Raw genomic sequence first — 14,973 nt, 5'->3', positions numbered from 1 at the left:
GACGGGAAACCGCGCGGGACTGGGCGGCCGCGGGGCCGAAACGCAACCTGATCGACGGCCAATGGGTCGAGGCGCAATCCGGCAGGACGCTGGAAAGCCTGAACCCGACCACCGGCAAGCTGCTGGCCAGGATCTCCGAGGCGGATGCGGGCGACGTGGATGTCGCCGTGCGCGCCGCCCGCCGCGCCTTCGAGGCGCCGACCTGGTCGGGCATCTCGCCGCATCTGCGCACGCGGATGCTGCTGAAGATGGCCGAGGCCATCGACCGGCACGCCGCCGAGCTTGCGGCGCTGGAGACGCTGGACAACGGCATGCCGACCTGGTTCAGCAATGCGGTGATCGCCATGGTGGGCGACACCTTCCGCTATTACGCCGGCTGGTGTTCCAAGATCTTCGGCACCACCACGCCCACCGATGCCTCGATGTTCATCTTCACCCTGCGCGACCCGGTCGGGGTCTGCGGCCAGATCATCCCCTGGAACGTGCCCAGCCTGATGGCGGCGCTGAAGATCGCCACCGCGCTGGCCTGCGGCAATACCGTGGTGCTGAAGCCGTCCGAGCTGGCCTCGCTCAGCACCCTGCGCATGGCCGAGCTGATCCAGGACACCGACCTGCCGCCGGGGGTGCTGAACGTGGTGACGGGCTATGGCTCGACCGTGGGCGCGGCGATCTCGGGGCACCCGGAGGTGGACAAGGTCGCCTTCACCGGCTCGACCGTGGTCGGCAAGCAGATCCTGCAAGCCTCGATCGAGACGATGAAGCGGGTGACGCTGGAGCTGGGCGGCAAGTCGCCGAACATCATCTTCGCCGATGCCGACCTGGACAAGGCGGTGGTCGCGGCGGTCAACGGCTTTACCCGCAATTCGGGGCAGGTCTGTTCGGCCGGGACGCGGGTCTTCGTGCAGGAAGGCATCCATGACGAGGTGGCCGGGCGCATCGTCGAGATCGCCTCGGGCCAGAAGGTCGGCGACCCCTTCGACCCGGAAACCAAGCTTGGCCCGGTGATCTCGGCCAGGCAGCTCGACCGGGTGATGTCCTATGTCGATGCCGGCAACGCCGAAGGGGCCGAGCTGCGCACCGGCGGCGACCGCGTCGAAGGCCCCGGCTTCTTCGTCAGGCCCACGGTTTTCGCCGGCGTCACCAACGGCATGAAGATCGCGCGCGAGGAGATCTTCGGCCCCGTCGTCTCGCTGATCCCCTTCAAGGACGAGGACGACGCGATCTTCAAGGCCAACGACACCAGCTATGGCCTGGCGGCGGCGGTCTGGAGCCGCGACATCTCGCGCGCGCACAAGGTCGCGCGGGCGATGAAGGCCGGGCGCATCTGGGTCAACACCTTCGGCGAGACCGACCCGGTGATGCCCTTCGGCGGCTTCAAGCAATCCGGCCTCGGCCGCGAATTCGGCGCGGAATCGGTGCTGGCCTATACGGAAAGCAAGTCGGTCCAGGTCCGCTTCTGACCGCCGGCAAGGAAACGATCCCGCCGCATCCTTTGCGGCGGGATCGTCCGTTTGCGGCGCGACCCCTGCAGCGCACCGGGCGGCAGGGCGGCAAGGACAGGGCAAAGGGCCGGCAACGGGATGATCCGTCGCCGGCCCAGGAACCGGGCCGGTGTCCTGCCGCGGATCGCGCCTATTCGGCCGCCTTGCCGCGATAGGCGTCCAGGATGGCCTGCCCGTCCTTGCCGGCCGAGGACATGTCGCCCAGCCAGGCGTCGATCACGCCGGGGAAGGGGGCTTCCCAGCGGGCGTTTTCCTCGGGCGACAGGGTGACGACGGTATGGCCCTTGCCGGCCACGATGTCCTCGCGGATGGAAAGCGTGTTTTCCTGCTGCCAGGTGCAGAGGTTCTCGCGCGCCTTGGCCGCGGCTTCGGTGAAATGCTGCTGCACCTCGGGGGGCAGCTTGTCCCAGGTCTCGTTCCGCATGGCATAGATGATGGCGGTGCCGCCGAAACGCGGGCCCTGGACGGAATATTTCAGCAGGTCCGGCAGATCGTAGTCGGGAAGCCCGATATAGTTGTAGAGCGCGCCGTCGATCGTCCCGCGGCTGAGCGAATCGTAGACTTCCGATACGGTGATCTGCACCGGCACCGCCCCCAGGGCCGAGATGGTCCTGACCCCGGAATTGCCGACGGCGCGGATCTTCTTGCCCTTGATCGCCTCGAGGTTCTGCGGATCGGTCTTGCCCATGAACAGGTTGTAGCCCGGCTGGACATTGGCAAACAGCAGCCGCACGCCCTGGGGGTCGTATTCGGCCTGGCCCAGCACCCCGTCCGGCGCGGCGATGGCCGACATGCTGGCGCTGGCCTCGCAGGAATCGGCGTAAAGGCCGGGCAGCTCGGCCACCGACGAAAGCGGCAGCTTCTGCGCGTTATAGGCGGGAATGACGATGGCGATGTCCGCCAGCCCGGATTGCAGCGCGGCCAGCGTATCCTTGCCCAGCTGGCCCGAGGGATAGACGGTGAAGCTGACCTGGCCGTCCGTGGCCTTCTCGACCGCGTCGACCATCTTCTTGCCGCCCTCGGCCCAGAGGTAAAGCTCGTTCGAGAACAGATGCGCGACCTTCAGCTCGATCTTGTCCTGGGCCAGCGCGGGCGTCGCCGCGGCCGCCGCCAGCAGCGCGCCGGACAGCAGACGGCGCAGGACGGGCGGTCTGCCTTGGCTCTTGTGCCTGTCGGCCCGCCGCGCTGATGATGCCTTTGTCATGAGGTTTCCTCCCTGTCGCCGTTGTCGGATCGGCGACTTCATGGCTGGGGAATGTCCTCCCCTGATCCCCTCCGGGCAACGCTTTTCGCCCCGGCCATAGGGCGAGCCTGCATGGGCCATAGAGAGGGGCGCGCGTTTTTGCGGTGGCCCGAAAGCCGGGGAAGCACGACCATGGGCGGGCAAGGCGGCGCCCGGTCGCGCCGCCGGTTCGCTGGACGGAGGAGACCCGAGATGAAGCAGGATGCGCCGAACGCGGCTGGCCTGACGCTGCGGCTGGCCACGCATGTCGCGGCCCTGGCCAATGCCATGCCGAGTGCCGAGGATACCGAGGCGATGCGCCGGCTGTTCCTGGACGGGTTCATCGTCTCGCTGTGGGGGATCACCCGGCCGGCGGTGCGGCAGGTCTCGGAATGGTCGCGGCGTTTTGCCGGGACCGGGCCCAGCATGGTGCTGGGCGCCGACTGGACCGCCGATCCCTCGGTCGCGGCGCTGGTGCATGGCACGGCCGGCCACGCCTATGAGCTGGACGACACCCATGACGTCACCACCAGCCATCCCGGCTGCGTCATCATTCCCGCGGCGCTGGCGGTGGGGGCGGAGACCGGCGCCTCGCAGGCCGACCTGTTCCGCGCCGCCATCGCCGGCTACGAGGCGATGGCGCTGATCGGCGGCTGCGCCGGCGGGCTCGAGACGGTGCATCGCGGCTTTCACCCGACCTCGGTCTTCGGCTCGTTCGGGGCGGCGACCGCGGCGGTCGCCCTGCGGGCCTATGCGCGCGGGCAGGAGGTCACGCCTGACATGCTGCTGCAGGCATGGGGCCATGCGCTGTCGCAGGCCTGCGGCTCGATGCAGTTCTCGGCCGAGCCGACGGGGGGCGAGGTCAAGCGCGTCCATGCCGGGCTGGGCGCGCGCAACGGCGTGCTGGCCGCGGATTTCGCCGAACTTTCGGCCGTGACCGCGCCCCTGCAGGCGGCCGAGGGCGCCTATGGCGTGGCCGGCCTGTTCGGCGGCCCGCTGCAAGCGGTCGAGCCGGGCGAGAAGCAGATCCATGTCATCAGCCTCAAGCCCTATTCCTGCTGCCGGCTGTTCCATTCGACCATCGACGCCCTGCGCGAGGTGACGGATGATTTCACCGTCCCCACCGAGAGCATCGCCGAGATCCTGATCCAGGGCCCGCGCCTGGTCGCCGAACAGCACATGACGCGGGCCGAATCGACCATGACCGCGCAATACAGCTGCCCCTATATCGTCGCGGCGACCCTGGCCTACGGCCCGACCCGCTACGACGCCTATGGCGAGGAATTCCTGGACGATCCGCGCATCCTGTCGCTGGTCGCCAAGGTCCGCTTCCAGGTCGATGCCGAGATCGAGCGGGAATATTACCCGCGCCAGTTCGCCTCGCGCGTGACGATGCGCCTTGCCGATGGCGGCACGCGCTCGGCCCTGGTGGTGGACAGCGTGGGAACGGCCCGCAAGCCGCTGAGCGTCGCGCAGATCATCGCCAAGGGCGACGGGCTGGCGCATCTGGGCCGCTTCCCCAGCGGCGGCGCGCTGGCCGCCGCGCTCTGGGACGACGCAAGCGACGCCCGCAGGCTTGCGCAGGTTCTGAACGGCACGCCCGCTGCCTGAGCCGCGGCTGCCACATCCAGGAGGAGGAAGGAATGACGGCCGAGGACAAGCTGCAACGCCTGCTCGACATCGAGGACATCAAGACCCTGATGGCGAAATACTGCCACGGCATCGACAGGAAGGACGAACCGACCTTCATGAGCATCTGGGCCGAGGACGGCGACTATCTGCTGCCCCGCGGCGAGGGGCATGGCATCGAGGGCATCCGGCAACTGGTGCAGAAGGTCTGGCGCGAGGTGCCGCAATGCCACCACCACATCACCAACCCGGTGATCGAGGTGGACGGCGACAAGGCCGCGGCCAAGACCGACGTGACCTATTTCCGGCTGACCGCGGACGGCATCCACCAGCTTCTGTCGGGGGGCTACGCCTTCAGCTTTGCCCGCACCGGCGCGGGTTGGAAGGTCCGGTCGCTGAAGTTCGAAAGCTTCGTCTCGGCCAGCCCGGTCTTCAAGGAAAACATCCGGGGCTGATCCCCGCGGCAAGGGATGGAAGCGATCATGAGAATGCAGGGAAAACGCGCCGTGGTGACGGCGGGCGCCTCGGGCATGGGCCGGGCCGGCGCCCGGCTTTTCGCGCAGAACGGCGCCAGCGTCGCGGTGGTGGACGTGAACGCCGAGGCCACGGCCGAGGTCGTGGCCGGGATCGAGGCAGAGGGCGGCAAGGCGACAGGCATCGTCGCCGACCTGTCCCGCCCCGAGGAATGCAGCCGCATCATCGCCGAGGCGGCCGAAGCCCTGGGCGGCATAGACACGCTGTGGTCCCATGCCGGGACGCCCGGCCCGACCGAGGTCGAGGGCATCGACCTGGAGCAATACGACTTTTCCGTGGCGCTGAACCTGACCTCGGCCCTGGTCTGCGCAGGCGAGGTCGCGCCGCATATGCGCGCCGCGGGCGGGGGTGCGATCCTCTTCACCTCGTCGGTCGGCGGGCTGGTCGGCTCGATGATGAGCCCGGTCTATTCGGCGGTGAAGTTCGGCATCGTCGGCTTTACCCAGTCGCTGGCGCAGCGCTTTGCCGCCGACCGCATCCGGGTGAACGCGGTCTGCCCCGGCCCGGTCGAGACGCCGATGCTGCCCTTCTTCATGAACCGCAACGTGGACGAGGCCGGCAAGGAGGCCAACCTGGCCCGCATCATGGCCGCCGTCCCGCTGGGTCGCCTGGCCCAGCCCGAAGAGATCGCCCATGCCGCGCTGTGGCTTCTGTCGGACGATGCCTCTTATGTGACGGGCGTGGCGCTGCCGGTCGATGGCGGCTACGTCGCCCGCTGAGCGCCCTGCGCGGCCGCTTCAGGCGCGGCCGCGCAATTCCTCGATCAGCGCCGCCAGCGCCGGGGGCTGCTGGCGGCGGCTGGGATAATAGAGGTGATAGCCCTCGAAGGTCTTTCGGCAATCGGCCAGCACCTCGACCAGCCGCCCGTCGCGCAGATGCGCGTCCACATAGCCCAGGGGCAGGTAGGCATAGCCGAACCCCGCCAGGCAGGCCGCGCGCACCAGCGCGATCGAGGTAAAGACCTGCCGCCCGGAAATGGTGACATGCATGTCCTTGCCATCCACGGTGAAATGCCACGGGAAGATCTCGCCATGCGTCGGCAGCCGCAGGTTGATGCAATCCTGCCCCGCCAGATCCTGCGGCCGGGCGGGCGCCTTGCCCGCGGCCACCCGTTCGGGCGTCGCCACCACCGCCATGGGCACGTCCGGCCCGATGCGCAGCGCGATCATGTCCTGCGACACCAGCCGGCCGCGGCGGACGCCGGCGTCCTGGCGCTGGCCGATGATGTCGCCGCGCCCGTAATCCGTGGTCAGCTCCAGCGCGATGTCGGGATATTTGCGCAGGAAGGGCTGCAACAGCGGCCATAGCACGCTGTCGATGGCATATTCGTCGGCCGAGATGCGGATCGTGCCGGCGGGCTTGTCCCGCAGGCTGCCAAGCTGGGCGAAACCCTGCTCGATCTCGGCCAGGGCGGGGTGGACGCTTTTCAGCAGCCGCTCGCCCGCCTCGGTCAGCGAGACGTTGCGGGTGGTGCGGTTGAACAGGCGCACGCCGGTGCGTTCCTCGAGATTGCGGATCGTCTGGCTCAGCGCCGATTGCGACACCCCCAGCCGCGCGGCGGCGCGGGTGAAGTTGCCCTCTTCGGCGGCGGCGACGAAGGCGTTCAGGTCGCGAAGATCCTCGGTGTTCATTCATAAGACCCGCTAATGGCCGTATTCCGATTGCCCCATCTAATCGCAAGAAGCCGGCTTGGCTATATTCCGGTCATCGCGGCGGCCCAGCCGGTCCGCCCCATCTTCAAGACCTATCCTTGATCCCACCCCGCCCGAAAGCGGCAAAGAGGAGAACCGAACCATGAAATCCGTGAGCTTCAGGAACAAGACCTGGGACGTGGCCGCCGACCTGCATCTTCCCGAAGGGTTCGACGAGGGCGGGAAATACCCGGCCATTATCGTCGCCCATCCGATCAGCTCGTGCAAGGAACAGACCGCGGCGATCTATGCCGCGAAACTGGCCGAGCTGGGCTATGTCTGCCTGGCCTTCGACGCCTCGACCCAGGGCGCAAGCGGTGGGCCTGGGCGATACCTGGAAGACCCGGCCACCCGCGTCGAGGATTTCCGCTGCGCGGTCGACTACCTGGTGGCGCAGGATTTCGTCGATGCCGACCGCATCGGCGTCCTGGGCATCTGCGGCGGCGGCGGCTATGCGGTCAATGCCGCGATGACCGAACGCCGCTTCAAGGCCGTCGCCACCGTCGTCGGCGCCAATTACGGCCGGATCTCGCGCGAGGGCGATCTCAGCCCCGACGCGGCCATCAAGGCGCTGGAGGGCATCTGCGCGCAGCGCACCGCCGAGGCGCGCGGGGCCGAGCCGGCGATCACCAGCTATATCCCGCGCTCGCAGGAGGAGCTGGAAGCCACGGGCATCAAGGATGTCGATGTGGTCGAGGCGGTGGACTACTACACCACCCAGCGCGGCCGGCAGCCCGGCTCGCCGAACAGGCTCAACGTGGTCAGCACGCAGGCCGGCTTCGGCTTCGATGCGTTCCATCTGGCGGACCAGCTGCTGACCCAGCCCTTGCAGATCATCGTCGGCGGCGGCCAGGCCGGTGCCTTCGGTTCCTATCGCGACGGGTTCGAGCTGTTCGACAAGGCGCGCTCGGCCAGGAAGAACATCCTGGTCGTGCCCGGCGCCACTCATTACGACCTCTATGACCAGCCCGAGCCGGTCGGGAAGGCCATGGCGCAGCTCAAGACCTTCTTCGCCGAGAACCTCTAGCAGGGGCCGCTTCGGCAAGACCGAAATGCGGCTTCGAAATCCACGAGTTGGATGGCGGGCGCGGCGGGCCTAATTTCCGCCCCAAGGCGGCGCGTCCGGCAGAACGGAAAAGAGCCACGGCAAGGCTGGTTCGGAAGCGGCGGCGACGGGATCGTCCGCCGCTTTCGCTTGCGCCCCGTCCGGCGCCCATCACGAGGAGGAAGGCATGAGCAAGGCAAAAGGCCCGCTGGCGGGCATCAGGATCATCGAGCTGGGCGGGGTCGGCCCGGTGCCCTTCGCCGCGCTGCTGCTGGCCGACATGGGGGCCGAGGTCATCCGCATCGACCGCGCCGAGGCCGGCGACGGCGGCCTGCCGGGCGATCCGCGGCTGCATCTGCTCAACCGCGGCCGCCGCAGCCTGGCCCTGGACCTGAAGAACCCCAAGGCGGTCGAGACCGTGCTGCGGCTGGTGCGCGGTGCCGATGCGCTGATCGAGGGGTTCCGGCCCGGTGTCGCCGAGCGGCTGGGGCTGGGCCCCGAGGAATGCCAGGCCGCCAATCCGCGCCTGGTCTATGGCCGCATGACCGGCTGGGGGCAGGACGGCCCGCTGGCGCGCGAGCCGGGCCACGACATCAACTATATCGCCCTGACCGGCGTGCTGCATTCGGTGGGGCAGGCCGGCGGCCCGCCGGTCATCCCGCTGAACCTGGCCGGCGATTTCGGCGGCGGCTCGCTTTACCTGGTGATGGGCGTGCTTGGCGCGCTGCTCGAGGCCAGGGGCTCGGGGCGGGGGCAGGTGGTCGATGCGGCGATGGTGGACGGCTCGGCCTCGCTGATGACGCTGATCTACGGCGCGCTCGCCATGGGCTACTGGACGGATGAGCGCGGGGCGAACCGGCTGGATTCCGGCGCGCCCTTCTACAACGTCTATGAGACGGCGGACGGCAAGCATATCGGTATCGGCGCCAACGAGACGCGGTTTTATCGCAACGCGGTCAAGCTGCTGGGCCTTGAGGATGCCGGCCTGCCCGACCAGCACGACAAGGAAGGCTGGCCGCTGATCCGCGAGAAATTCGCCGAGGCCTTCCGCAGCCGCACCCGCGACGAATGGGTGGCGCTGGCCGAGGGGCGCGAGGTCTGCATTGCCCCGGTCCTGTCGCTGCACGAGGCGCCGGCGCATCCGCATCTGCGTGCCCGCCACACCTTCGTCGAGGTGGACGGGGTGATCCAGCCCGCCCCGGCGCCGCGCTTCAGCCGCACCCCCGGCGCCATCCAGTGCCCGCCTGCGCGTCCGGGCGAACACAGCGACGCGATCCTGGCGGACTGGGGCTTTTCGGGCCCGGAAATCGTGGCGCTGCGCGACAGCGGCGCCGTCGCCTGAGGCGCGGGCCGCGATCGATCCGGCCGGTCACTTCCGGCCGGGTTTCTCGTTGGCGATGAAGCGGGCGCGCAGGCCGTAGCGTTCGACCATCTCCTCGATGATCTTCAGCACGGTCTTTTCCACCGTCAGGCTGACCATCGACACCGCCCGGCTGCGCTTGCGCGTCAGGTAGACGGTGCGGTTGAAGCCGGGATCCTTGATGCGGATCAGCACCAGCTTGCCTTCCTCGACCAGCTTGGCGACCGGGGCATGGGGCAGGATGCTGAAGGCGCTGGCGCGGCTGACCATCTCGATGATCTGCGACAGCGAGTCGATCTCGACGATGACGTTGAGGTTCAGCCCATGGGCGCGGGCAAAGCGCTCGATGGCGTGGCGGGCGCTGTGGGGCAGGCCGGGCATGACCAGCGGCAGCTCGCCCAGCTGCGAGGCGGGGATGGAATAGCCGCCGTCCTCGTCCGGCTCGACCGGGACATTGTCCTCGGCCGCCACGACGAAGATCTCTTCCTCCAGGATCGCATCGGTCTGAAAGCCGGTGCTGGGCGGCATGGTGTAGACGAAGCCCATGTCCAGCTGCTCCTGCTCGATCCAGTCGAGGATATGGCCCGACAGCCCCTCGGTCAGGTGCAGCCGGATGCCGGGCGCCTCGAGCCGCATGGTCTCGGCCAGCGGGATGCTGACCAGCAGGCTCAGCGAAGGCGGCAGCCCGATCGAGACCGTGCCCTGCAATTCGTCGCTCATCTCGCGCAGGCTGTCGGTCAGGGCGCGCGCCACGTCGACCAGCTTGTGCCCCTCGCGCGCCAGGAAGCGGCCGGCCTCGGTCAGGGTGACGCCGCGCGGGCCGCGGATGGCGAGCTTGGTGTTCAGCCGCGCCTCCAGCCGCGCGACATGTTCCGACAGCGACGGCTGCGCCAACCCCAGCGCATTGGCCGCCTTGGAGATGGAGCCGTGCTTGGCCAGCATCAGGAAATAATAGACATGCTTGATGTCGATGTCCGGCGCCTGCGCGCGGGTGGCTCTGCTCACGAATACTCCCCCTTGGACGGCGGATCGGGGCCATAGGCTTTCCCTTGAACATTCGGCAAGTCGGCCCGCCTGATCGTCGATCCTGCTCCCTGCCCGCCATTTTCGCGGCATGGCCGCATTATTGTCAAAGGGTTTTCCGCGACCGGCCTGGGACGGGGGCGGCCATAGGAAAAAGCGATGCCATGTCTAGGGCCTGCCGTTTTCGATAAGGCTTCTCGCTCGGACGGATAGGGGGTTATCAACAAGGCGCATCCGGCCGCGGCGGCCGGAGACGGCACGAGGCGCGGCGATCTTGCCGCCGGATCGGAGGGGGAATCCTATGCGCGGCATGGTCTTTCAAGGTGACAACAAGGTCGAGTTGCTGAATTTCGACGACCCGACGCCCGGCCCCGGCGAGGTGGTGGTCCAGATGAAGGCCTCGGGCATGTGCGGCAGCGACCTGCATTTCTATCGCCACGGCATGGCCGAGGTCATCAAGATGCTGGGCTTCAAGGATCTGGCGTCGCGCGGCATCGACCCCGATGCCCCGATCATCGGCGGGCACGAGCCCTGCGGCGTGATCGCCGAGGTCGGCGCGGGGGTGGATGCCAAGACCTTCAAGCCCGGCGACCGGGTGATGGTGTTCCATTACGAGGGCTGCACGCATTGCGACCATTGCCGCAGCGGCTGGACCCAGCTTTGCGACCAGGGGGCGGCGCCGCATGGCGTCATCAAGCACGGCGGCCATGCCGATTACATCAAGGTGCCGGCCAGTTCGCTGGTGCATCTGCCGTCCGACCTATCCTTCAAGGGCGGCGCGGCGGTGACATGCGGCACCGGCACCGCCTATGGCGCGCTGCTGCGGCTGGACATCAGCGCGCGCGACACGCTGGCGGTCTTTGGCCTGGGCCCGGTCGGGCTGTCGGCGGTGCAGCTTGCCGCCGCCATGGGGGTCGAGGTGATCGGCGTCGACATCAACGCCCAGCGGGTGGCCAATGCGCGGAACTTCGGCGCGGCGCATGTGATCGACGCCAGCAAGCTGGATCCGGTCGAGGAAATCCGCAAGCTGACCCGCGGCAAGGGCGTCTCCTGTGCCATGGATTGCGCCGGGGGCGAGGTGCCCAAGCAGCAGGCCGTGCGCTCGACCAGGGTCTGGGGCAAGATCGCGCTGGTCGCGGTGGGCGGCAACCTGAACGTGGACGGGATGAAGGACCTGATCGGCAAGCAGCGCACGGTGATCGGCTCCTACACCTTCTCCGAGGTAGGCATGAAGGATTGCGCCTGGTTCATCGCCGACCACGGCGTCGAGGTGGACAGGCTTTTCACCGACGAATGGAAGCTGGACCAGGCCGCCCAGGCCTATGAGGATTTCAACAAGCAGGCCGGCGGCAAGGGCGTCTTCCTGTTCTGAAGCAAAGGGGGGAAACGGCCATGACGGCGCGGCGCATCGAACTGAAGCATCCCGGCAGGTTCTATATCGGCGGCGAATGGGTCGAACCGGCCGGGACCGGCACGTTCGACGTGCTGGATTGCGCGACGGAAGAGGTCGCGGCCACCGTCGCCCGTGCCGAATCCGCGGATATGCGCCGTGCCGTGCAGGCGGCGCGCGCGGCCTTCGACCAAGGTCCCTGGCCGCGCATGACCCCGGCCGAGCGCGCGCCCTTCCTGGAAAGGCTGGCCGAGCGGCTGGAGGCGATGAACGACGATTTCGCCCGGATCTGGAGCATCGAGTCCGGCGTCGTCTACAGGGTCGCGCAGCCGCGCATCGGCCTGTTCATCAGCGGCGCGTTCCGCCAATACGCCGCCATGGCCGCGACCTATCCCTTCGAGGTCGAGCAGCGCGCGCAGACCGGCCACAGGGGCCTGCGCGTGCAAGAGCCGGTGGGCGTCACCGCCGTCATCATCCCCTGGAACGGACCGGCGGGCCTTCTGGCCTACAAGGTCGCGCCGGCGCTGCTGGCCGGCTGCACGGTCATCGTCAAATCGGCGCCCGAGGCGCCCTGCTCGGCCTATCTTTTCGCCGAGATCTGCGACGAGATCGGGCTGCCGCCGGGCGTGGTGAACATCCTGACCGCCGACCGCGCCGAATCCGAGGAACTGGTGCGCGACCCCGGCGTGGACAAGATCACCTTCACCGGCTCGACGGCGGCCGGCCGGCGCATCGCCTCGGCCGCGGGCGAACGCATCGCGCGGGTCACGCTGGAACTGGGCGGCAAGTCGCCCGCCGTGGTGCTGGACGATTACGACATCGAGACGGCGGCGAATACGCTGGGTGGGTTCTTCTTCGGCTACCTGACCGGGCAGGTCTGCCACAGCCTGACGCGGATCATCGTGCCGCGCGCGAAACATGACGCGATGGTCGAGGCGCTGTCGGCGGTGGCGCAAGGGATCGTGCTGGGCGATCCCTTCGACGCGGCGACCACCTCGGGGCCGCTTGCGCTTGCGCGCCAGCGCGACACGGTGGAGCGCTATGTGGCGCAGGGCCTGGCCGAGGGCGCGCGGCTTGCCACCGGCGGCCGGCGGCCGTCGCATCTGAACCGGGGGTTCTTCTTCGAGCCGACGGTCTTCGGCAATGTCTCGAACGACATGACCATCGCGCGCGAAGAGATCTTCGGCCCGGTTCTGGGCGTGATCGCGGTCGAGGACGAGGCCGAGGCGATCCGCACCGCCAATGACACCATCTTCGGCCTGAACGGCGCGGTCTTCACCAACGACCGCGACCGGGCGCTGCGGGTGGCGCGGCAGATCCGCTCGGGCACGGTGGGCCACAACGGGCCGCGCACGGATTTCTCGATCGGCTTCGGCGGCTTCCGGCAGTCGGGCATCGGCCGCGAGGGCGGGCCCGAGGGGCTGGCCGCCTTCCTGGAAAGCAAGACCATCGTGCTGGACGAGCCCGCCTAGGCCGGGCCGGCGCGCTACAGCTCCAGCCGGCGCAGGAACTCCGGCACCGGGATGGCGCGGCGGGCGTTCAGGTCCACCGTGACCATGCTGTGCTCGACGAAGGCGAGCTTCTGGCCGGCATGGGTTTCGACCGAATGGGTGACGGTGAAGAATTTCGCCCCCACCTGCGACACGCGCGAGCGGATGCGGACGGGCGTGCCGGCGGCCGCATCGGAGATCTGCGTCACGCGGGTCTCGACCGCCATGCGGCTGATGCCGGTCTCGCGCCGCAATTCGTCGGTAAAGCCCAGCTGGCCGACATGGAAATGCGAGGCCAGCGCGACGCGGCGCACCAGCTCCTCGAACAGCAGCCGGCCGCGATGGTCCAGTTCCCAGGGGCGGATCGGCCCGGTCTCGGCCAGGGTGGCGCCGCGCTCGCTGTCCCAGCGGGCGTCGTCGCGACCGGCCAGGCCGCGGGGCAGGGCCAGGCGCGCGGCGCTGGCCGGGACGTCCGGCAAGAGGCCCCGCACGGCGATGCCGCCGATGTCCAGCGCCGTCGCCGCCAGCTGGCCCAGGCTGGACAGCCGGTGCAGGATCGCGCCGGCATGGGCGCCGTCCGCCAGCCGGGCCGAGCGGACCTCGACCCCGGCGCCGACGAAAAGCTCGCGGTGAAAGCGGATATAGCGGGTCAGCGGCGGGGCCTCGCCCAGGTCGGTGACGCCGGGCAGGGTCGGGATCGTCTCCAGCGCCAGCTGGAAGCTGCGGCCATAGAAACGCGCGTTCCAATGGTCGTTGAAGTCGCATTCCCAGCTTTCGACGCGGCTGTGCAGCGTCGGGATGCCGAACTCGCTCATCCCCATGGTCCTTTCTCATGCGCCTCGCGGGCCAGCGCCTCGCGGTGATCGGGATGGGCGATGGCGATCATGCGGTCAACCCGCTGGCGCAAGGACAGGCCGCGCAGGTCGGCCACGCCGTGTTCGGTGACGATCACGCAGGATTCCGCCCGCGGCACCGAGGCCGGGCCTGAAAGCCGGGCGACGATGCGGCTGTGCGCGCCCGCCGTCGAGGGCAGGGCGATGATCGGCACGCCGCCCGGACTGGCGCCGGCGGCGCGCAGGAAGTCGATGATGCCGCCCACCGCGCCGACATAGCGCCCGCCCGCGACCTCGCTGTTGACCTGGCCGGTCAGGTCCACCTCGACCGCCGAGTTCAGCGCCACGAAGCGGTCGAGCCGGCCCAGCACCTTTGGATCATGGGTGTATTCGGTGCCGCGCAGCTCGATCTGCGGGTTCAGGTGCGCCAGCCGGCGCAGGGCGGGGCCGCCCATCAGCACGCCGCCCACGGTGACGCCGGGGTCTATCGGCTTGCGGCTGTTGGTGATCACGCCCGCCTGCTGCAGGGCGGCCACGCCGTCGCCCAGGCTGCCGCTGTGGATGCCCAGGTCGCGGCGGTCGCCCAGTTGCGCCAGCGCCGCGTCGGGGATCGCGCCGATGCCGGTTTGCAGGGTGGCGCCGTCCTCGACCAGCGTGGCGACATGGCGGCCGATGGCGGTCTCGACCGGGCCGATGCGGGCGGGGGCGTCGGGCAGGGGCGCGTCGCTGTCCACCAGCAGCGCGAAATCGTCGCGGGTCAGGTAGGGGCCGCCGAAGGTCCAGGGCACGTCCGGGTTGACCTCGGCGATGATGGCGCGGGCGCGGGACAGGGGCGCGGTCAGGTATTCCCGCGCCATGCCCAGGCTGTAGCGGCCGCGCGCGTCGGGGGGCGAGACCTGCAGCATCGCCACGTCGGCCCGCAGCAGCTGCGGCAGGCGCGAGTAATGCACCGGCAGGATGTCCAGCACCCCGGCCTGCATCAGCGCGCGGTTGGTGCCGCTGGCGCAATAGGCCAGGAAGTCGATATGGTCGGCATGTTCGGGCCCGAGCAGGCCGGACAGGCCGATGCCCAGAAAGACCCGCACCCCGCCCAGCCGGCCGCGCTGCTCGGCCAGCATGCGGATCAGGCGGCGCGGCTCGGCATGGGACTGGCCCCAGATCAGGCAATCGCCCGGACGGATGATGCGGGACAGGTCGGGATCGGTGGGCATGGCTTTCTCCATGACGGCGCCCCGGCATGCCGGGGCGCCCGCG

Annotated in this window: 13 protein-coding genes; 8 read left to right on the top strand and 5 right to left on the bottom strand. The window is 69.1% G+C overall.

Annotated elements, in window-relative coordinates; genetic code table 11:
• On the top strand, window positions 1-1,460 hold a 1,460-nt coding region (locus tag FE811_RS22225), incomplete at its 5' end, for an aldehyde dehydrogenase family protein (protein ID WP_140848840.1).
• Between the two features lie 172 nt (window positions 1,461-1,632).
• On the opposite strand, the gene dctP is transcribed toward FE811_RS22225, so the two are convergent.
• On the bottom strand, window positions 1,633-2,706 hold the full coding sequence (gene dctP, locus FE811_RS22220; protein WP_166435377.1) for a TRAP transporter substrate-binding protein DctP: 1,074 nt from the start codon (window positions 2,704-2,706) through the stop codon (window positions 1,633-1,635).
• Window positions 2,707-2,937: 231 nt separating this feature from the next.
• Between dctP and FE811_RS22215 the strand changes: the two genes are divergently transcribed.
• Genes FE811_RS22215 through FE811_RS22205 form a run of 3 tightly spaced genes read left to right on the top strand, consistent with a single transcriptional unit; the run spans window position 2,938 to window position 5,606 of the window.
• Entirely contained in the window at window positions 2,938-4,335 is a 1,398-nt protein-coding gene (locus tag FE811_RS22215) for an MmgE/PrpD family protein (RefSeq protein ID WP_116220599.1), read from the top strand.
• Window positions 4,336-4,367: 32 nt separating this feature from the next.
• Entirely contained in the window at window positions 4,368-4,808 is a 441-nt protein-coding gene (locus tag FE811_RS22210; protein ID WP_116220600.1) for a nuclear transport factor 2 family protein, read from the top strand.
• Window positions 4,809-4,835: 27 nt separating this feature from the next.
• Entirely contained in the window at window positions 4,836-5,606 is a 771-nt protein-coding gene (locus FE811_RS22205) for an SDR family NAD(P)-dependent oxidoreductase (RefSeq protein WP_116221657.1), read from the top strand.
• An 18-nt stretch (window positions 5,607-5,624) separates the two neighbouring features.
• Here the strand turns inward: FE811_RS22205 and FE811_RS22200 are convergent, their stop codons facing one another.
• Window positions 5,625-6,518 carry a LysR family transcriptional regulator gene (locus FE811_RS22200; protein ID WP_114536029.1) on the bottom strand — a complete coding sequence of 298 codons (894 nt, stop codon included), beginning with the start codon at window positions 6,516-6,518 and terminating at the stop codon, window positions 5,625-5,627.
• 163 nt (window positions 6,519-6,681) lie between these two features.
• On the opposite strand from FE811_RS22200, the gene FE811_RS22195 reads away from it, so the two are divergent.
• A complete protein-coding gene (locus FE811_RS22195) occupies window positions 6,682-7,605 on the top strand; it encodes an alpha/beta hydrolase (RefSeq protein WP_116220601.1) in 924 nt (307 codons plus the stop codon).
• A gap of 205 nt (window positions 7,606-7,810) precedes the next feature.
• Window positions 7,811-8,965, top strand: a complete 1,155-nt coding sequence (locus FE811_RS22190) for a CaiB/BaiF CoA-transferase family protein (protein WP_116220602.1) — start codon at window positions 7,811-7,813, stop codon at window positions 8,963-8,965.
• Between the two features lie 27 nt (window positions 8,966-8,992).
• Here FE811_RS22190 and FE811_RS22185 read toward each other — a convergent pair whose 3' ends face one another.
• Entirely contained in the window at window positions 8,993-9,988 is a 996-nt protein-coding gene (locus FE811_RS22185) for a LysR family transcriptional regulator (RefSeq protein WP_036760585.1), read from the bottom strand.
• Window positions 9,989-10,307: 319 nt separating this feature from the next.
• Here FE811_RS22185 and FE811_RS22180 point away from each other — a divergent pair, with 319 nt between their 5' ends.
• Both FE811_RS22180 and FE811_RS22175 read left to right on the top strand, forming a co-directional pair.
• The gene (locus FE811_RS22180) at window positions 10,308-11,378 is read left to right on the top strand and encodes a zinc-binding dehydrogenase (RefSeq protein WP_116220603.1); all 1,071 of its coding nucleotides are present in this window, start codon (window positions 10,308-10,310) and stop codon (window positions 11,376-11,378) included.
• A gap of 20 nt (window positions 11,379-11,398) precedes the next feature.
• Window positions 11,399-12,868 (top strand): aldehyde dehydrogenase, encoded by a 1,470-nt coding sequence (locus FE811_RS22175; RefSeq protein ID WP_116220604.1) that lies wholly within the window; start codon window positions 11,399-11,401, stop codon window positions 12,866-12,868.
• 14 nt (window positions 12,869-12,882) lie between these two features.
• On the opposite strand, the gene FE811_RS22170 is transcribed toward FE811_RS22175, so the two are convergent.
• Together FE811_RS22170 and FE811_RS22165 are read right to left on the bottom strand one after the other, a co-directional pair.
• Complete coding sequence (locus FE811_RS22170; protein ID WP_072464292.1) at window positions 12,883-13,701, bottom strand: thioesterase family protein; 819 nt, start codon at window positions 13,699-13,701, stop codon at window positions 12,883-12,885.
• On the bottom strand, window positions 13,698-14,973 hold a 1,276-nt coding region (locus tag FE811_RS22165), incomplete at its 5' end, for an acetyl-CoA hydrolase/transferase family protein (RefSeq protein ID WP_219848920.1). The genes FE811_RS22165 and FE811_RS22170, both read right to left, overlap by 4 nt.

Source organism: Paracoccus sp. FO-3, assembly GCF_006386455.1.
Lineage (GTDB): Bacteria > Pseudomonadota > Alphaproteobacteria > Rhodobacterales > Rhodobacteraceae > Paracoccus > Paracoccus versutus.
This window is presented reverse-complemented; position numbering and strand designations above follow the sequence as displayed.